The 18149-nt window shown below is 56.4% G+C and carries 23 protein-coding genes and 1 pseudogene; 15 read left to right on the plus strand and 9 right to left on the minus strand.

What is annotated here, in order from left to right:
• Positions 1-980 (plus strand): hypothetical protein (locus tag L6D63_RS23285; protein ID WP_236170395.1); only part of this gene is annotated, 980 nt, incomplete at its 5' end.
• Positions 952-1554 (plus strand): hypothetical protein, encoded by a 603-nt coding sequence (locus tag L6D63_RS23290; protein WP_126543330.1) that lies wholly within the window; start codon positions 952-954, stop codon positions 1552-1554. The genes L6D63_RS23285 and L6D63_RS23290, both read left to right, overlap by 29 nt.
• A gap of 511 nt (positions 1555-2065) precedes the next feature.
• Here the strand turns inward: L6D63_RS23290 and L6D63_RS23295 are convergent.
• On the minus strand, positions 2066-2296 hold the full coding sequence (locus tag L6D63_RS23295; RefSeq protein ID WP_034010206.1) for a hypothetical protein: 231 nt from the start codon (positions 2294-2296) through the stop codon (positions 2066-2068).
• 328 nt (positions 2297-2624) lie between these two features.
• Between L6D63_RS23295 and L6D63_RS23300 the strand changes: the two genes are divergently transcribed.
• On the plus strand, positions 2625-3164 hold the full coding sequence (locus tag L6D63_RS23300) for a Fic family protein (protein ID WP_052150901.1): 540 nt from the start codon (positions 2625-2627) through the stop codon (positions 3162-3164).
• A 17-nt stretch (positions 3165-3181) separates the two neighbouring features.
• On the opposite strand, the gene L6D63_RS23305 is transcribed toward L6D63_RS23300, so the two are convergent.
• On the minus strand, positions 3182-3616 hold the full coding sequence (locus tag L6D63_RS23305) for a mercury resistance transcriptional regulator MerR (RefSeq protein ID WP_000414383.1): 435 nt from the start codon (positions 3614-3616) through the stop codon (positions 3182-3184).
• 71 nt (positions 3617-3687) lie between these two features.
• Here L6D63_RS23305 and L6D63_RS23310 point away from each other — a divergent pair, with 71 nt between their 5' ends.
• From L6D63_RS23310 to L6D63_RS23345, 8 genes are all read left to right on the plus strand, one after another.
• On the plus strand, positions 3688-4038 hold the full coding sequence (locus L6D63_RS23310; protein ID WP_001294666.1) for a mercuric transport protein MerT: 351 nt from the start codon (positions 3688-3690) through the stop codon (positions 4036-4038).
• 15 nt (positions 4039-4053) lie between these two features.
• On the plus strand, positions 4054-4329 hold the full coding sequence (gene merP / locus L6D63_RS23315; protein ID WP_000732290.1) for a mercury resistance system periplasmic binding protein MerP: 276 nt from the start codon (positions 4054-4056) through the stop codon (positions 4327-4329).
• A gap of 71 nt (positions 4330-4400) precedes the next feature.
• Positions 4401-6086, plus strand: a complete 1686-nt coding sequence (merA, locus tag L6D63_RS23320; protein WP_003090700.1) for a mercury(II) reductase — start codon at positions 4401-4403, stop codon at positions 6084-6086.
• Between the two features lie 17 nt (positions 6087-6103).
• A complete protein-coding gene (merD, locus tag L6D63_RS23325; protein WP_003090698.1) occupies positions 6104-6469 on the plus strand; it encodes a mercury resistance co-regulator MerD in 366 nt (121 codons plus the stop codon).
• Entirely contained in the window at positions 6466-6702 is a 237-nt protein-coding gene (merE, locus tag L6D63_RS23330; protein WP_003090697.1) for a broad-spectrum mercury transporter MerE, read from the plus strand. The genes merD and merE overlap by 4 nt, the downstream gene beginning before the upstream one ends.
• A gap of 26 nt (positions 6703-6728) precedes the next feature.
• Entirely contained in the window at positions 6729-7688 is a 960-nt protein-coding gene (locus L6D63_RS23335; RefSeq protein WP_003090696.1) for a DUF3330 domain-containing protein, read from the plus strand.
• A gap of 580 nt (positions 7689-8268) precedes the next feature.
• Positions 8269-9474, plus strand: coding sequence for a lysozyme inhibitor LprI family protein (locus L6D63_RS23340; protein WP_023098557.1), 1206 nt, complete (start codon positions 8269-8271; stop codon positions 9472-9474).
• Between the two features lie 246 nt (positions 9475-9720).
• A complete protein-coding gene (locus L6D63_RS23345) occupies positions 9721-10971 on the plus strand; it encodes a TerD family protein (RefSeq protein ID WP_003090694.1) in 1251 nt (416 codons plus the stop codon).
• 149 nt (positions 10972-11120) lie between these two features.
• Here L6D63_RS23345 and L6D63_RS23350 read toward each other — a convergent pair whose 3' ends face one another.
• From L6D63_RS23350 to L6D63_RS23365, 5 genes are all read right to left on the minus strand, one after another.
• Positions 11121-11732 carry a DUF6088 family protein gene (locus tag L6D63_RS23350; protein ID WP_023083423.1) on the minus strand — a complete coding sequence of 204 codons (612 nt, stop codon included), beginning with the start codon at positions 11730-11732 and terminating at the stop codon, positions 11121-11123.
• A 14-nt stretch (positions 11733-11746) separates the two neighbouring features.
• Entirely contained in the window at positions 11747-12010 is a 264-nt protein-coding gene (locus L6D63_RS28670) for a BPSL0761 family protein (protein WP_041104676.1), read from the minus strand.
• A 120-nt stretch (positions 12011-12130) separates the two neighbouring features.
• Entirely contained in the window at positions 12131-12433 is a 303-nt protein-coding gene (locus tag L6D63_RS23355) for a hypothetical protein (protein ID WP_023083424.1), read from the minus strand.
• A gap of 90 nt (positions 12434-12523) precedes the next feature.
• Complete coding sequence (locus L6D63_RS23360) at positions 12524-13924, minus strand: DEAD/DEAH box helicase (protein ID WP_003090692.1); 1401 nt, start codon at positions 13922-13924, stop codon at positions 12524-12526.
• A complete protein-coding gene (locus L6D63_RS23365) occupies positions 13924-14511 on the minus strand; it encodes a hypothetical protein (RefSeq protein WP_003090691.1) in 588 nt (195 codons plus the stop codon). The genes L6D63_RS23360 and L6D63_RS23365 overlap by 1 nt, the downstream gene beginning before the upstream one ends.
• Positions 14512-14612: 101 nt before the next feature.
• Here L6D63_RS23365 and L6D63_RS23370 point away from each other — a divergent pair, with 101 nt between their 5' ends.
• The 4 genes and pseudogenes from L6D63_RS23370 to L6D63_RS23385 all read left to right on the plus strand — a co-directional run bounded on the left by L6D63_RS23370 (position 14613) and on the right by L6D63_RS23385 (position 15818).
• The gene (locus L6D63_RS23370; protein WP_003119937.1) at positions 14613-14840 is read left to right on the plus strand and encodes a helix-turn-helix domain-containing protein; all 228 of its coding nucleotides are present in this window, start codon (positions 14613-14615) and stop codon (positions 14838-14840) included.
• A 47-nt stretch (positions 14841-14887) separates the two neighbouring features.
• A pseudogene (locus L6D63_RS23375) lies at positions 14888-15040 on the plus strand (transposase); the annotation flags it as partial.
• 196 nt (positions 15041-15236) lie between these two features.
• On the plus strand, positions 15237-15374 hold the full coding sequence (locus L6D63_RS23380) for a hypothetical protein (RefSeq protein WP_236170396.1): 138 nt from the start codon (positions 15237-15239) through the stop codon (positions 15372-15374).
• A 162-nt stretch (positions 15375-15536) separates the two neighbouring features.
• A complete protein-coding gene (locus tag L6D63_RS23385; RefSeq protein ID WP_027610974.1) occupies positions 15537-15818 on the plus strand; it encodes a DUF3509 domain-containing protein in 282 nt (93 codons plus the stop codon).
• Between the two features lie 176 nt (positions 15819-15994).
• On the opposite strand, the gene L6D63_RS23390 is transcribed toward L6D63_RS23385, so the two are convergent.
• Positions 15995-16954 carry a TIGR02285 family protein gene (locus tag L6D63_RS23390; protein ID WP_236170397.1) on the minus strand — a complete coding sequence of 320 codons (960 nt, stop codon included), beginning with the start codon at positions 16952-16954 and terminating at the stop codon, positions 15995-15997.
• Positions 16902-18101 (minus strand): CaiB/BaiF CoA transferase family protein, encoded by a 1200-nt coding sequence (locus L6D63_RS23395; protein WP_047292761.1) that lies wholly within the window; start codon positions 18099-18101, stop codon positions 16902-16904. The genes L6D63_RS23390 and L6D63_RS23395 overlap by 53 nt, the downstream gene beginning before the upstream one ends.
• Between the last annotated feature and the right edge of the window lie 48 nt (positions 18102-18149).

Here is an 18149-nt window from a genome sequence, read left to right on the forward strand (position 1 = left end):
CGGCATCATCTGCCGCACCACCCACTCCCGATGCTCTATCGAATAACGCGCCACACGGCTCTCACTTACGCCCACCGACCAAGACTCATCGAATCAACTCACACGACAACTATCCTGACGCGGCGGGAGCCGATATTGACTTTCCAATCCGCACTGATAGTGCGAGAAAAATAATAATTGACCAAGATGAAAAATATATCTATGGCACAGTTATAACCATAAAAAACCAGAAAAAATTCACATCATTAGTAGGGAAAGGAAGCAATCTTGAAATTAAGGTCTCGGATCTATCAAAACTTGAAAAAATAGCTGAATTCAATTTTTTAATTATCAATAAAAAAAATGGCTTTGGGATTTACCAGTATCATCATGGGTCGTGTACCGCCCCTAATTTTGGATCAATGATAACCACGCTTTATAGGCGAAAATTAGAGGCTAAGCGAGATGCAGAGATATTAGCTCTCGGTGGTAGAGATTCCGTACCAAGAAAACAATTAAAAGCTATTAATAGTCGTTTTTTTCATGGAATTGAATTTGACATGATTGCTCAGTCAAAAGACATTAAAAAAGTTTTAGAAAAATACAAATCCATACGTTCTTTCAGATACGAAGTGTCTTCTCTCGAAGCGTCTTTACGTGAAGAGTCGCCGCTGCAAGGCCTAATTGAAAAGGTAAGACATCACGTACGCTTTGATAGCTCAGTAGATTCAAGTCTGATCATAAGTGGTATTCAAAGTATGATACCTACCATTAAACAAGCAACGGCTAGAGTTGAAGTGCTTGACGATCAGGATGAGCCGGTCTCTGTGAAAGTAATGGATGTGCCTGCGAATTTTGGCGAAATGGGCTATGATGATTTCATCAAGAATTTGCTAACATTTAAAATGACAGACATTAAAGGCTGTAGTTTGTTTCAAGATCTTAAAGGCAAATGCGAAAAGGATTATAAGCATGTCTTCACAAAAACATCCTCTAACTAATAGCAAGGAATGCTGGACATTTGTTGTGGCGGCGGCAATCACTGCCTTACTCTATGTGGCCCTGATAATCACGATTTCTAAAGAGGTACACCTGAGAGGTTTTTTGTTTTTAGAAGCTGGCACAACCGCTAAAATATTTGAGTTCTATGCAGAAAACTTGAGAGGGAGTCTTTTTACAGGGTTCTTAGCACTTGGTGGGTTTCTTATGTCTGCCAAAACTTTTATCATTGTTAATATGAAAAAAGAGGTTTATGACTCCGCCAAATACAAGCAGGACTGGCTCGATGGTATGGAGTTAAACGGCCCTGAAAACTATCCACCTTTATTTAGGCCGCTTAGAAGATTAAGCAACATACTCTTCTACACAATCTCATTTAGCTTTCTTGCATCCATAGCGCAGCTAACTATTGGCTTGTACGAAAGCGTACCATCTGTGATGGTATGCTCGTTCCTTGTAATTCTAGCTATATCCTTTTTAATGCTTTCGCTTTATCTCATAAAAAAGAATTTGGCTACAATGTTTGACTACCTAGACAAGTCACACGATCCAGTACTTCCTCTCGGAGACGACTAGCAGCTATGTATTCGCTGCCAAGTAAGTCATCGGCGGAATGAAGGGTTTAAATTTATTACATCAGCATTTATGAAGTACGCCCAACTATTTCTACTGCAGCGTACTGCTTTAAGTAGCCTCTCTTGGCGCAAATTATTCTGATCCGAGGAATTGCCTCTAGTTAAAGCCTATCGTAGGCTGAATGCCCGCTTCTGGCCGATTCTGTTGAAAAAGTGCCGTCGCGATTTTTGATCATGAAGGAGCGTTAGAGACGTTGAAATCTGGTTCGCTCAGAAGCCAAAGCTGTCTTGGTTTTCACGTAGCAACGTCGAAATTGAGCGATTCTTGAGCTGCCGAAAAGCAGCGCTCTCGAAAACCGACTTTTTCAACAGAATCGGCCGTTCTCTGCCGGTCGTCACTAAGGCGTGCGCTGGTCAAGTCGAATGCAAACGCTTGGTCAGCTTGTGCAATTGACCGGTCAGTGGCTGTGCGAATGGGTGGTCAAATCACTGCAATTTCGCACCCTGAGGGGTTATAGATGAATCTCCGTACGGCGGATACCGAGTTTTCGTAGCTCGTCGACCAAGCTATTGAGGTCGGGAAAAGAGTCGATCTCGTCCTGATCATCTATCAGAAAGAAACTGCGGCCGGCATCCTTCTTGAACATCACGATCCATTCGCGAGTATTTGCTGGATTGGCTAGGATTTGGGTATCAAAAACTACACCTTCGGCAATTCTGACTTTCACGTTTTCGCGCTTCATTACTTCTCCTGTACTGGCAAAACGGCCCGATCAGTCTGGTGTACTACGGGCTTGGGCTTGCTGGCACAAACGTTACACCGAGAAGCCTTGGACTCTTAGTGGGCCTCATTATGAGGCTTGGAGGTCGCTAGAAAAGCCGGGGCTATTCATAATCTCAAATCGCAGTTTGCATTCAGGCCTATACCGGAGCGGTTTTTATCTTCAGATGAGGCGTCCAAAATTTTTCCAAGGCGTTAAATTTGCTGGAAAATGAACCGGCAGATTACTCTGCAAGCAATATGGAAAAGCCTTAGGCCACAGGGCTCATGACGAGGTAGTTAACCGGGAAATGGCACTTACTCCCCTCATTCCGCAAGACCGCGCCCCTGGTGACCTCCAGGATGCTGTCGTCGAGCTCATGCGACTCGACGCCGCGCTGCACGCGAATATCCCTCAGCCGCTGCGGCTCCCCATGATGAACCTGCTGCGTAAGGTCAACTCGTACTACAGCAACAGAATTGAAGGGAATTCCACCGTCCCGGCTGACGTATTGCGTGCGCAGGACTTGCCCGCTGACGTCAGGGCCGGCGAGGAGTTGCTGGAGATCAAGCGCCACATTGAAGCTCAGAAGCGCCTCAGCGATGACCCAATTGATGAGGTTGATATCTGTACCAATGGCGCGATTTCGCGCATGCACCGCGAATTCTACGAGGGTATGCCCGAAGAGTTCCTGCAGATCAAAGTCAACGAGGAGGGAGAGACTGTTCGTCTTGTTCCAGGCGAGTTCAGGGATCAAGGCGTCAAGGTCGGAAACCACATCCCACCGGCTGCCGAGAACCTTCGTACATACATGGGGTCGTCTCAGAAAACGGAAAATAAAGCACGCTAAGGCGTAACTACCCTCGGCTACACCGCGTCGGCACCACGCGGCTCTTTCTCCCCTTGCAGCGAAGCAATCAGCGGGCAAGAAACGTTCCCTTGCCGCGCATGGCAGGCGAACACAAGTTCGGATAGCACGGTTTCCATGCGCGCCAGGTCGGTCATTTTTTCGCGCACGTCCTGAAGCTTGTGCTCGGCCAGGCTGCTGGCTTCCTCGCAGTGGGTGCCGTCATCCAGCCTCAGCAGCTCTGCGATCTCGTCGAGGCTGAATCCGAGCCGCTGGGCTGATTTCACGAAGCGCACCCGCGTCACATCCGCCTCGCCATAGCGGCGGATGCTGCCATAGGGCTTGTCCGGCTCCGGCAACAAGCCCTTGCGCTGATAGAACCGGATTGTTTCCACGTTGACCCCGGCCGCCTTGGCGAAAACGCCAATAGTCAGATTCTCCAAATTTTTTTCCATATCGCTTGACTCCGTACATTGGTACGGAAGTAAGCTTAAGCTATCCAATCCAGATTTGAAAGGACAAGCGTATGTCTGAACCTCAAAACGGGCGCGGGGCGCTCTTCACTGGCGGGCTAGCCGCCATCCTCGCCTCGGCTTGCTGCCTGGGGCCGCTGGTTCTGATCGCCCTGGGGTTCAGCGGCGCTTGGATCGGCAACTTGACGGTGTTGGAACCTTATCGCCCGATCTTCATCGGCGCGGCGTTGGTGGCGCTGTTTTTCGCCTGGCGGCGCATCTACCGACCGGCGCAAGCCTGCAAACCAGGGGATGTGTGTGCGATTCCCCAAGTGCGCGCTACTTACAAGCTCATTTTCTGGGTCGTGGCCGCGCTGGTTCTGGTCGCGCTCGGATTTCCCTACGTCATGCCATTTTTCTATTAATCACAGGAGTTCATCATGAAAAAACTGTTTGCCTCTCTCGCCATCGCTGCCGTTGTTGCCCCCGTGTGGGCCGCCACCCAGACCGTCACGCTGTCCGTACCGGGCATGACCTGCTCCGCTTGTCCGATCACCGTCAAGAAGGCGATTTCCAAGGTCGAAGGCGTCAGCAAAGTTAACGTGACCTTCGAGACACGCGAAGCGGTTGTCACCTTCGATGATGCCAAGACCAGCGTGCAGAAGCTGACCAAGGCCACCGAAGACGCAGGCTATCCGTCCAGCGTCAAGAAGTGAGGCACTGAAAACGGCAGCGCAGCACATCTGACGCCCTTGTCTGCTACCACAAACGAAAAAGGATCTGTCGCATGACCCATCTAAAAATCACCGGCATGACCTGCGACTCGTGCGCGGCGCACGTCAAGGAAGCGCTGGAAAAAGTACCCGGCGTCCAATCTGCCATAGTGTCCTATGCCAAGGGCGCGGCCCAGCTCGCCCTTGATCCAGGCACAGCGCCGGACGCACTGACCGCCGCCGTGGCTGGCCTGGGCTACAAAGCGATGCTCGCCGATGCCCCGCCGACCGACAACCGCACTGGGCTGTTCGACAAGGTGCGCGGCTGGATGGGTGCCGCCGACAAGGGCAGCGGCGGCGAGCGCCCGTTGCAAGTCGCCGTGATCGGCAGCGGTGGAGCCGCGATGGCGGCAGCACTGAAGGCCGTCGAGCAAGGCGCGCAGGTCACGCTGATTGAGCGCGGCACCATCGGCGGCACCTGCGTCAACGTCGGTTGTGTGCCGTCCAAGATCATGATCCGCGCCGCCCACATCGCCCATCTGCGCCGGGAAAGCCCATTCGACGGCGGCATGCCACCCACACCGCCGACGATCTTGCGCGAGCGGCTGCTGGCCCAGCAGCAGGCCCGTGTCGAAGAACTCCGTCATGCCAAGTACGAAGGCATCCTGGACGGCAATTCAGCCATCACCGTTCTGCACGGTGAAGCGCGTTTCAAGGACGACCAGAGCCTTATCGTTAGTTTGAACGAGGGTGGTGAGCGCGTCGTGATGTTCGACCGCTGCCTGGTCGCCACGGGTGCCAGTCCGGCCATGCCGCCGATTCCGGGCCTGAAAGAGTCACCCTACTGGACTTCGACCGAGGCCTTGGTCAGCGACACCATTCCCGAACGCCTGGCCGTCATCGGCTCGTCGGTGGTGGCGCTGGAACTGGCGCAAGCCTTCGCCCGGCTGGGTAGCCAGGTCACGATCCTTGCGCGCAGCACGCTGTTCTTCCGCGAAGACCCTGCCATCGGCGAGGCCGTCACAGCCGCCTTCCGTGCCGAAGGAATCAAGGTACTGGAACATACGCAAGCCAGCCAAGTCGCCCATGTGGACGGCGAATTCGTGCTGACCACTGGACAGGGCGAAGTGCGCGCCGACAAGCTGCTGGTCGCCACCGGCCGGACACCGAACACGCGCAGCCTGGCATTGGAAGCGGCGGGGGTAGCCGTCAATGCGCAGGGGGCCATCGTCATCGACAAGGGCATGCGCACCAGTAGCCCGAACATCTACGCGGCCGGCGACTGCACCGACCAGCCGCAGTTCGTCTATGTGGCGGCAGCGGCCGGCACTCGTGCGGCCATTAACATGACCGGCGGCGACGCCGCCATCAATCTGACCGCGATGCCGGCCGTGGTGTTCACCGACCCGCAAGTGGCGACCGTGGGCTACAGCGAGGCGGAAGCGCACCACGATGGCATCGAAACCGACAGCCGCACGCTGACGCTCGACAACGTGCCGCGTGCGCTCGCCAACTTCGATACCCGCGGCTTCATCAAGCTGGTCATCGAGGAAGGCAGCGGACGGCTGATTGGCGTACAGGTGGTGGCCCCGGAAGCGGGCGAACTGATCCAGACGGCTGTTCTCGCCATTCGCAACCGCATGACGGTGCAGGAACTAGCCGACCAGTTGTTCCCCTACCTAACGATGGTCGAGGGCTTGAAGCTCGCGGCGCAGACCTTCAGCAAGGACGTGAAGCAACTGTCCTGCTGCGCCGGATAAGGAAAAGGAGGTGTTCGATGAACGCCTACACAGTGTCCCGACTGGCCCTTGAGGCCGGGGTGAGCGTGCATATCGTGCGCGACTACCTGCTGCGCGGATTGCTGCGGCCAGTCGCCTGCACCACGGGCGGCTACGGCTTGTTCGATGACGCCGCCTTGCAGCGGCTGTGCTTTGTGCGGGCCGCTTTTGAGGCGGGCATCGGCCTGGACGCATTGGCGCGGTTGTGCCGGGCGCTGGATGCGGCGGACTGCGATGAAACAGCCGCACAGCTTGCCGTGCTGAGTCAGTTCGTCGAACGCCGACGCGAAGCGTTGGCCGATCTGGAAGTGCAGTTGGCCGCGATGCCGACCGCGCCGGCCCAGCAAGCGGAGAGTCTGCCATGAACAGCCCCGAGCGCTTGCCGACCGAGACACACAAGCCGTTCACCGGCTACCTGTGGGGTGCGCTGGCGGTGCTCACCTGTCCCTGTCATTTGCCGATTCTCGCCATTGTGCTGGCCGGCACGACGGCCGGCGCGTTCATCGGCGAGCACTGGGGTATTGCAGCCCTCACGCTGACCGGCTTGTTTGTCCTGTCTGTGACGCGGCTGCTGCGGGCCTTCAGAGGTCGATCATGAGCGCTTCCCAGCCAATTGAATGGACAGTGGCGCAACTGGCGCAGGCGGTCGAGCGCGGGCAGCTTGAGCTGCACTACCAGCCGATTGTCGATTTGCGCAGTGAGCAGATTGTCGGCGCGGAAGCCCTGTTGCGCTGGCGTCATCCGACGCTCGGACTGTTGCCGCCGGGCCAGTTCCTGCCCGTGATCGAATCGTCCGGCCTGATGCCGGAAATCGGCGCATGGGTGCTGGGCGCAGCCTGCCGTCAAATGCGCGACTGGCGGGTGCTGGCATGGCAACCGTTCCGGCTGGCCGTCAATGTTTCGGCGAGCCAAGTGGGGCCAGATTTCGACAAGTGGGTAAAGGGCGTGCTGGCCGATGCCGGGTTGCCCGCCGCGTATCTTGAAATTGAGCTGACCGAATCGGTTGCGTTCGGTGATCCGGCGATCTTCCCCGCCCTGGAAGCTTTGCGACAGATCGGTGTGCGCTTCGCCGCCGACGACTTCGGCACCGGCTATTCCTGCCTGCAACACCTGAAATGCTGCCCCATCAGCACGCTCAAGATCGACCAATCGTTTGTCGCCGGACTCGCCAACGACCACCGCGACCAGACCATCGTGCGCACCGTGATTCAGCTTGCGCATGGGCTTGGCATGGAAGTAGTGGCCGAAGGCGTGGAAACATCGGCGAGTCTTGATTTGTTGCGACAAGCGGACTGCGACACAGGACAAGGCTTCCTGTTCGCCAAGCCGATGCCGGCGGCGGCATTCGCCGTCTTCGTCAGTCAATGGAGGGGTGCCACCATGAATGCAAATGATCCGACTGCCACCAGTTGCTGCGTGTGCTGCAAGGAAATCCCGCTCGATGCCGCCTTCACCCCGGAAGGCGCGGAATACGTCGAGCACTTCTGCGGGCTGGAGTGCTATCAGCGCTTCCAGGCGCGCGCCAAGACCGGGAGCGAAACCGATGCCGATCCGAACGCCTGCGACTCATCACTGTCAGACTGAGGCATGCCCTAACTAGGCGTCAGGCCGGAACCTTGGGCTGCGTCAGGATAGGGCCGATTCCAGCATTTTCTGACGCCTCGCCGGCAACCTCTAGGGCCTCAACCTGACAGGCCGTACGCTTAACGTACGATTTTTTCCGTTTTCTCTATCGTCCCCATGACGCTCGAATCAGCGTGCTCCGACGCCGCAACTCTTCTCCGGGATAGGGCATCGGATTTAGTGCAACTGTGGAAGGTTGCCAGAGTAGGGGGTTCCTGAGGATATCCTCCAGCCGCTAGGAGCTAATGAGGGCCGCGGGTGGTGTTGTGCAAAGCAACCACGTATGCGGCCAGTGCAGCATCACCCCCCGGAAGTAGCCAATGTGCAGTTGCTTACGTGGTTGCGGGGCTAGAGAATTCGGTTGACATCGGAGATTATCCTTCGCGACTTGAGCCTTCACTGTAACGGCACAAGGGGAGACTGTGCCAGATGCCGGCTAACTGGCATCATTCGGCTCGGGCGTTATGGTTAACGGGGTGCATAAACCACCCTGGGCCGCCAATAACGCAAATAGGCGATCAACAAGTAAAGGATGATCTCGATGCAACTTCGTGCAGCAGTCTCCGGTCTGCTTCTGGCCCTCCTGGCCGGCCAAACTGTGGCAGCAAGCTTTGACTGCTCCAAGGCCAGCAGCTTCCCCGAAACAGAAATCTGCCGTGATGGCTACCTGTCCGGGTTGGACGAGTGGTTAGCTAGATCCTATAAGACCGCCCTGGAGGTAAATCCTGGCCAGTCTGATGCGGTCCGTCAGTCGCAACGTGAATGGCTCGCGACAAGGAATGCGTGTACTGACCAGCAGTGCCTCGACAGCACTATCGGCGCCCGCATCCAGGCGCTTGATCAATATGTGACGGCGGAGAAGGGTAAGGCTGCATCGGCTTTAGCCCATGCCCAGCTGAACAAGCACCAGGAAGCGGAGGCCATCAGGCAGCGGCAAACTGCGGAGCGTCTAGCGACTGAAGAAGCAGCTCGACAGGCGCAGATCGAGAATCAGCGCCAGTTGGCAATCATCGAACTCCAGCAGCGTGCTCAGGCCGCCCAAGCGCTCGAAACTCAACGTGCTGGAGAGCACCAGCAGGTACCAGCCCAGATGCCGCAGTACCAACCCCCTCAAAAGGTTGCGCCAGCTTCGAGTGCAACCTCGTCCTCGCCGTCATACCGCTCGCCGGAGAAGACTCTGTGGCAGCAGTTCAAATCTAGCCCGGCCTGGAAGTACTTGCTGCTGGCGGGGGCACTTCTGACAGCTTGGGCGATGTGGAGACACCATCAGGGGCAAACAACCATCTACAACGACTACACGGATGCCGCGATTACGAACCTCTTGCCGGCTGCAGGCGTGGTACTGGCCTTCTTGATGAACTGGCTCGAGCTGCCTCGTCAACTCGCAATGGTGGCAGGCCTCACGGGTTTCATGTTTGCATTGATGTTCGCGGTGTATGCGTCTGTGCGAACCAATCAGGGATGGATGAGCATCAGCTTGTCGCTCATCGCCAAGATGACTCTGGTGTCAGTATTCTATGCAGTAATAGGCGTACTGGTGGCATCGCTATTCTTAAGCACCAAGTACAAAGGGGAGTCCCAGGCGAGAGCGAATGCAAGGAACCGACGGGAGAAGAAAGAAACGATGGCCATGATCTCCGTGCTCACTACTGCCTACACCTTCCTTTCGGCTTGGCTGTGCCGACGGCAAGAGTTCATCTCTGTTTCTGAATGCCTAGCTTTTGACTCGACCGCAAGCGTTGCTTAAGTCAACTCATGAGGCGCGGTCATCGCGCCTCATGCTGATTCAGCCTCGGCGGCATCAATGTCTTCCGCATCCCACAAATCAGTTTTATTGCTCAGTATCCTGCAGCCCGGATTGGCTTCAACCTTTCCCTTCTCTAGTTACACTTCACTTTGGAGATTCGGCCCTGAATGGACGAGTGTGGGACCTCGCTTCATGCAATCCAGGCTTACTTTGCCTGCACATAAACCAAGGAATAGGCGACCAGAATTGAATCAATCCCTCAAGCCCGGCGAGAACACCACCATCAACCAGTCGAAAGGTCAGGTGCTGGTAACGCATTCTGCCGGCGCAAACCTCGACGTGAACCTGACGGCCTTCCTCATCACTGACTCCGGAAAAGTGGTCGATGACAGTGGGATGGTCTTCTTCAATGCGCCGGAGCATGCGTCCGGCGCGGCCGCATTCTCGCCTCCCATCATCCAGGCCGGCTCGATCAGTCACAGCATCAGCTTTGATCTGAGTCGCCTGCCAGCCGCTATCTCGAAGATCGCCATCACCTTGACCCAAGATGGCACCGGAGGAGGTTTCGCAGGAGTACCAAACCTCAGCGCACGTGTTCTTGCCGGCGACCAGGTGCTGGATCTTGCGCCTGGGGCATTTGAGCGGGAGACGGGCATCATCGTACTCGAGCTCTACGTCCGAAACGGTCAAGCGAAGGCGCGCTCTGTCTGGCAGGGTTTCGCCTCGGGCCTGGTCGGGCTCTGTGGCATGTATGGAGTCGAGGTCGACGATGAGCCGGCAACTGCCCCGATCCCAGCCGCGCCCCCTGCGAAACCGGTCAGCATCACCAAGACGGTGATCACCTTGGACAAACCCGGGAGCACGCACAAGGTCTCTCTGGAGAAAGGCGCGGCCGCGCCGAAGGTCATCAAGGTCAGCGCCAGGTGGGTGGACAACGGAGACGGTCGAGACAACGACGACCTTGACCTGCGAATCGGTATCCTTCGCCCAGACGGTCGGATGTCCATCATTCAGGCGCCTGACAAGCGCGGTTCCTTCGAGGCTGACCCCTTCGTGTTCCATACCGGCGATGTGGTAAGCGCGAGCACCTCTGCCCCAGGGATCGAAACCGTCGAGATCAATGCAGCCATCTCTCATCTTATGGGCGGCAAAGTCGCGCTGGTCTGCAGCGTCTATTCCGCCGTCGACAACGGAGCAGTGTCGGTTGCCTCCCTCAAGCCGAAAATGCGGATGGAGTACGGGGACGAGGTCGTAGAGTGTGCCTTCGAATTCAAAGGAGGATTTTTCAGTAGCCTGGTTTACACCTACGTCTTGGGGATGATCGAGATCGATGGCGACGAAATTCGCATCAGCCCCAGTGGCGTTACCTCCAAAACTGGATCGGAAGCCACGCCTTGGCTAACCCGCAAAGGGGACAGGGTCGAGTTGACGATGGACGGCCCGCATGTATTTAAAGGCCGTCCGCTTGAGCGCAAAGGGAACAAGCATTACGTGTGATGGCGATAGCCCGGTGCCCAGGCGTTCGCCTTGCACCGGGCTCGTGCTACTTGACCCTCCAAGGGGACTGGTAGGTAGGGAGATCGCCGCGGGATCGTTGACGACAATGCCCCCATGCGCGGGCAGCTCATCGTAAGGTAGCGATTCCGCTATTTCACACTTTCAACCTTCAACACCGTGCTCATCCATTTTGGTAGTTTGCAGGCCAGCAACTTGACAAAGTCTTCAGGTCTGAGTCCTTTCTTGATCGCTGCTATGCATTCCGGAGTGGAGCCTTCTTTGCCGAGATAATACAGTGCGCTGATAGCCACCCCTACCTCAGTTCCTGCATGCTGCATGACCATCGTTGTCGCATGTATTAGCCTGATTTCAGCGTTTCCTATGAATACTGAGCGGCTGGCGCCGTTAGTGTAAAAGATTGGAATAAGCGGCATCTGGGTACTGAGCCCAAACCTCCTGACGGCATTGGCACCATGGATTTGTAAAGACAAGTGCTTCTGCCTGGCAATTACGCTGATCAATTGCCAGTGGTTGGGACGAGCCCTGGCAACGTAAAGTCCGGGTTTCGGGCGCATATAAATCCCACGATACACCCGTTCGAGTTCGCCTCGTTTGACCAGTCGAGCTATTGCCTTGGATACGGCATTTTTCGTTCCAAACCCTGTGAAACGGCTAATGCTGAACGGCTGCCCTTTAGGTAGTCGCTTGACTCGTTGCGTAATCCGGGCGTATACCGACTGGGCTTGATCAGTGCTGAGCATCGTGGCATTTACGCCTATAGCGTGAAGTCTAACGACGAACTGAAAAGTGGCTGATGGAACGCAATCACCCTTCGCCGATATTCATCATCTTGAGCGTCATTTACTAGGCACTCTTCGAGGCGCCCCAGCGAGAAAACTTGATCGGCTGAGGGGTAGTGTCTAAGCAGGCTTTTCGCATAGCTGCGAATGTCATCAGGTAGCTCAGTGTTACGAGAGAGGTCGCGGAGAAAAGCTTCGGTCTTGACGACACTCCGGGTTCTTTCATGCGGAAGGGTCAAAGCGGCTACCTCCTTATTCGGTTATTCCAATCTACGAGACCAGAACGGGCAAGTCGCGCGCTTACCCCTAATTTGTCCGCGATTCGACGTGGTGCGGCTGATGGATTTTCAGCCCTACAATCAGTTTTTTTCCCAGTAGTTATCTTTGCTGACCAGACCAAAATCTTCAGAAGCAAATGGCTGATCATCATCGAACATACCATTGACCATGCGCTCCCGACGCAACCCACTCAGCACCCTGAAAAAGCAGGGCTCACAGAGATGCACCCGGTAGTGCTGCCCATCATGCGGGGAGCCATATCCCCATTGGGCTTCAAGCTTGCCGTATTGGGGACCGTAGCCGGGAATACCCGTGCCAGAGCGGCACACGTCGCAGATCACATCCTCAACGACATCGACCAATGCCTGCGACTTAATCTCCATGTACACCTCACGATTACGTTCCAAACGACGCCGGCCGGGTATGGAATCATGAACACCAACATCATTGGATCTGCCTCGACTGGCTGAGCATCAAAAACAAGCCAGTAGCTGCTGCCGATAATGCTGGGAAAAGCTGACCTGGTAAGCGGGCTCAATTGCAAAGCCATCCAGCGAAATGATGTCCGTAGGCTGCGATCCAATACCCGGTTCTGCACTACCTAACCCCGCACCGCCGAAACCTTCGACATGACCCAAAGTGCCCATCGGCTCAGGTTTGGACCCTGGAGTAAAACCAGGCATCTGCACATCGCTCAAAACTGCCAGGTCATCAGGCAAGTCATTCGATATTCGCTCCGCAAAGCCCTGAAGCGTTGACTCCGCTAACATGAATAGCCACGCTTGGTCGTCGGACTCACCTGTGCGCCGCAGCACTCGTCCCAGCACTTGCCGGTAATGCAGTTCGGTGCGGATACGGCTGAGATAGCAGCACACTTGCAGGCGGGGAATGTCGGTACCTTCGCTGATCATTCCGACGGCCACAATCCAGCGGCAGGCGCTGCTCCGGAATGCATTGATCACCTGCTGCGCATCCGGGGTTTTGTTGGTCACGATGCGGCACTCTTCACCCATTGCTTCTAGAGCCAGTGTAACTTGCTGGGCGTGTTCGATGTCTGTGGCCACCACCAAACCAGCGGCATCAGGTTTGATCTGGCGTAGCTCGTTCAGCTTGCTGCAGCCAAGATCGAGGATTGGATTGATCACCTCGTCATGACGCAGAAGTTCCTCATAGGTGACAGGTGACTCCCCTAAAAGCTTGGCGATGCTGGGAAACAGCCTCACGGAGCTATTCGCGCCAAGCTCTTCCGTAAGTTTCACCTTCTGATTGTCGAGCAACACAATGCGAGGTGATCGGCACACGTCGTCGGCAATGGCATCTTTCAAGCCATAACGGTAATCACAGATCAGATGCCCCTCGGGCGAAGAGTAGCGAGCCAATGCGATGGCCTTGTCGTCCGAACGCCAGGGCGTGCCAGACAGGGCCAACGTGAAGGCAGCCCGATCCTGTATCCGATGCAGTATCTGCTGCCCCCAGGCATTGCTGAGCAGCGGATCGTGGCCGGCGCAATGGTGGATCTCATCGAAGACCACGAACACCCGGTAGTCATCAAGCAGCTGCCAGAATCCCTCATCACGGTATTCCATGGCCTGATAGGTATAAGCCGCGCCCACGGCACCTATCTGGCCGTCGAGACGCCTGCCTAGCACAGCCGCAAAGGTCGAACGAAAACCCTCCACGACCTGGCAGGACGGCGCAAAGCACAGCACCAAATCGATTCTGTCCTGCTCAAGCAGTCGGCTGGCCAGTTCTGCAGCCATGCGTGTCTTTCCGGCTCCCGGCGTAGCCTGGCAGAAGAAGTGCGGCGTGACGGTAAAGTGCTCCAACGCCCGAGTGATGCAGCTGTCCTGCCAGCTCCGTAGCGAACTGCTCATCATGGTGCAGCGAGCGTTTTGAGGGCCTTTTCGATGGCGCGCAGATGCCCCAAGAGGCGAGAACTGCGATCCCTGGCTTCCAGGTAATCGCCTTCAAGCTTGTCCCGGAAATGCGGCATTTCGTCCAGAAGCAGTTTGAATCGCTCTGCCTCGCCCATTGAGGTGAGAAAGTCCAAGCGGATTTCCTTGTGGAGCGCTTCCAACTGCAAATCCGTATTGGCTGACGACTTAAGTGGCAAAGCTTCCACGTCGGGTACTGCCGTGTCTGGTTCGGGCACTCCGGCAACCATAAGGCTGTTCTCAAAACCGTTGTCGATCAGTTCCAGTTGCAGATGTACTGGAATCGGCTGCAGGTGGTAGACCTGTCCTCGAACACGACGATCCTTATCCAGCACAACCCAGCCTGCGCGCACTAATCGGCGGATCTGCTCATACACATAGCGGCGCACATCGGCGATACGGAAATGTGTGCCACTCAAGCGAGCGGCATAAGCATCGCGCAGTTCACGGGTCGTAAACGTTGTACGCCCTGGCTCCTGAAGCAGCTCATACAGACGCCTGTCGAAGATAAGCGAGGCCGATTTCATTGAGGCACCAGAAGAATTAGCGCGAAAATGCGGATTATAATCCGTGGCCTCTGCGTCCGCAAACGCACGATAGTGCCGCCTCAAGTTGAATTGAGACGGTCATGGATAAGTTGGCGAAAGCGTTAGGGGAACGCATCCGAATGCAGAGGAAGGTCTGCCGGATTTCCCAAGACGCATTGGCGCTGGCGTGCAGTCTCGACCGCAGCTATGTAGGTCGCATCGAGCGTGGCGAGGTCAACATTACCGTCGAGAAGCTCTACCGCATCGCAGGCGAACTCGCCTGCGATCCTTCAAGCCTTCTGCCACCGCCATCTGAGATTCTGAGCTGATCAAGTAATACTGGCGCTAAGCCGAGTACGTCGGCAAGCGCAAGCAGATCCGCAGGGAGCTGTTTCTGATTGAGATGGGCCTGGTGGTATCGTGGAAGAATCTAATTGCCCTGATCGATTCGCACTACCCAAAGGGGAAGGGCATTCGCCCGGCGTACCCGTTGATGGCAATGCTGAGCGTGCATCTGATTCAGAACTGGGCTAGGTGTCTCTACTGTCGGTAAGATCTTCTGAAAGAGTCGAGCGACTGGAGTTCTGTGTAAGCGAATAGCTGGAAGGTGGTAAAAGCGTTACAGAATAAAAAATGATTAGAATCATGCACTTATATTTGTAACATGTTACAACCGGCATATTTAATGTGCTCTCATTCTGTTGGGGCGAGTAGCACCGGGCCTGTTGAGCGATCTCGAAAGCCTGCTGCAAACACAGGCGTTGACGCTGCTGGGGCGCCTGCACACGCCGGTTTCGGCAGTGCTGATGCGCGGGCTGCTGGACCGCTACCTGCAATCGGCAGCCCAGCCGGCCGGTGCCTGAGCCGGCGGTTATGTTTCTGTCATCTTCACTGTGCATGCTCTGACAGACCGCTAACTGCTTCGACAGCAGCGCGGCATTCAGAACTTTCTTCTCGGGCCGGTGGTCACTTAATGTGAACACGCCCCAGGCACAATGTTTTCGGACTATTGAGTGGAGATCGAGATGGAAAGTATCAGTCTATTGCTCGGTGAGGCTCTGAGCCCGTATCAGGTGACGTTGACTCCGTGTGGCGCCCATGGCGAATGCCTGGTGACGCTGAAGAACAGCAACGGCGCCCTTGTGGTCGAGCGCGAATTCAATCAGGCGCAGTTGAGCGACAAACGTCTGCTGACCGATGTGGTCGACGGTTTGCACCGCGACGTCCTGATCGCCGAAGGGCGGCTGGAGCCCTGTGTCATCGCGGCTTTGCGCAATGCGGCGCTAGATAAGCGTGCGGCACTGTAAAGATGAAATATTTTTTGTGGGAACCTTCCTGCATTCCCGTCAGTCAGACCCCGTAACAGCAGGATCAAGCATTGTGCTCCGGTGCTTGTCGCTTGCTGCTACGGGTCTTTATGTAGACCGCGTTTAACCCCGAGTCGTCTCCCCACTTCTCGGGGTTTCTTTTTGCCCGCAGGTTTTTATTGCGCGGCCTGTTGTTCGAAAAAGATCCGTGCCTGATGCAGGTAATCCGTGCGCATTTCGGGGTCGAGCCAGTCGGCATACGACTGGTTAAGTTGCTCATGGGGCAGGGTACGCAGCAGTTGGTTGATCTCACTGATCGCCTGACGGCCCTGAGGCGTATCGGAACACCCGACATAGCCGGACAGATATTTGCCGGTGCCACGAATCGGATAGAACACCAGTTGGTCTTCGGCGATTTGCGCCTGATGCGCCTGATAGCGGATCTCCGGCCAGTAACCCAACACCACTTGCAGACGCCCCAGGCGCTGCATCGATAGCAGGCTGCTCAGGGCGTCGTTGCCATAATGCGGCGTCAGCGCACCGTCCGGGGCCTGCTTGAGCAGCGTGTCGAGATACTCGCCGTAACTGCGTTCTGCGACGACGCCGACCTTGATTTCGCCGTTGGCCAGAAATGCCGTCAGATCAACTTCACCGTCGACCAGGTATGGCGCCAGTACCTCGCGATCTTGCTGACGCACCACCAGACCATTACTGACAACGCGAAACGCCGGAATAGAGAAGGCGATCCATTGCGTGCGCTCCCTGCTCCAGATCAGCGACGGATCGCAAGTGAAGGTCGGCTCGTGCAGCATCTGCATGCCCCGGGCGCGATTGACCCGCATCAGTGTGTGTTCGTATTGCGGCATGCCGGCGATCAGCATCGGCATCAGTTGATCGATCACACCCTGGCCCTTTTTCGGGCCTTCGAAGATGGTCAGGGGCGGCAGGTCGCGCAACAACCAGATCAGCGTGGGTTTCGCTTGCGCCCAGGCGGGCAGGGCCAGCAGAAACAGCAGGCCGAACAGCCGCCACGTCCACCATGGGTGGGCGCGGTTGGCGGCCGATGTCTGGCGATGTTTCAGCTTAAATGGCTCCGTCTGTGCGCAACCGGGCGATCTGCTGTTCGTCGTAGCCAAGATCGTGCAGCACCTGCGCATTGTGTTCACCGAGTTGTGGCCCGACCCATTCGGAAGTACCCGGCGTCTCGGAGAGTTTCGGCACGATGCCCGGCATCTTGAAAGGCTTGCCGTCCGGCAGTTTCGCCTGCAGGAACATTTCCCGGGCGAGGTACTGCGGGTCGCTGAACATGTCCTCGGCACTGAAGATCCGGCTGGCCGGCACTTCCGCCTGGTTGAGCAGGTCGAGCACGCTTTGCAGCGGTAGCGAATTGACCCAGCGGTCGATCACCCCATACAGCTCGTCACGGCGAGTGTCGCGCCCGTCATTGCTCGCCAGCGTCGGGTCGTTAGCCAGATCCTCGCGGCCGATGATCAGCATGAAACGTTTGAAGATCGCGTCGCCATTCGCGCCGATCTGCACATGCTTGCCGTCGGCACTGGTGTGGATCGATGACGGCGTGATACCCGGCATGATGTTGCCGGTGCGTTCGCGGATGAAGCCAAACACGTCGAACTCCGGCACCATGCTTTCCATCATGGCGAAAATCGCCTCGTACAACGCGACATCGACGACCTGGCCGAGACCGCCGTTGACCTCGCGGTGACGCAGGGCCATCAGCGCACCGATCACGCCCCATAACGCGGCAATCGAATCACCGATGGAAATGCCGGTGCGCACCGGTGGCCGATCCTCGAAACCGGTGATGTAGCGCAAACCGCCCATGGATTCACCGACCGCGCCGAAACCCGGTTGATCCTTCATCGGCCCGCTCTGGCCGAAGCCCGAGAGACGCACCATCACCAGTTTCGGGTTCAGGGCATGCAGGGTTTCCCAGCTCAGCCCGAGTTTTTCCAGGACGCCGGGGCGAAAGTTCTCGATCAGGATGTCGGCTTCGCCCAGCAGTTTTTTCAGGATCGCCAGACCCTCGGGGTGCTTGAGGTTCAGCGTCAGCGACTTCTTGTTGCGCGCCTGGACGAACCACCACAACGAAGTGCCTTCATACAATTTGCGCCATTTGCGCAACGGATCGCCGCCGTCGGGCGATTCGACCTTGATCACTTCGGCGCCGAACTCGCCGCAAATGCGTGAGGCGAACGGCCCGGCAATCAACGTACCCAATTCAATGACTTTCACACCGCTGAGCGGTTTGTTGGCGAACGGCATACTGAATCCTGTAGGACAAGGCTGAGCAGATACAGCGTTTTAACATAG

The organism is Pseudomonas parakoreensis, from assembly GCF_021602155.1.
Taxonomy (GTDB): Bacteria; Pseudomonadota; Gammaproteobacteria; order Pseudomonadales; family Pseudomonadaceae; genus Aquipseudomonas; species Aquipseudomonas parakoreensis.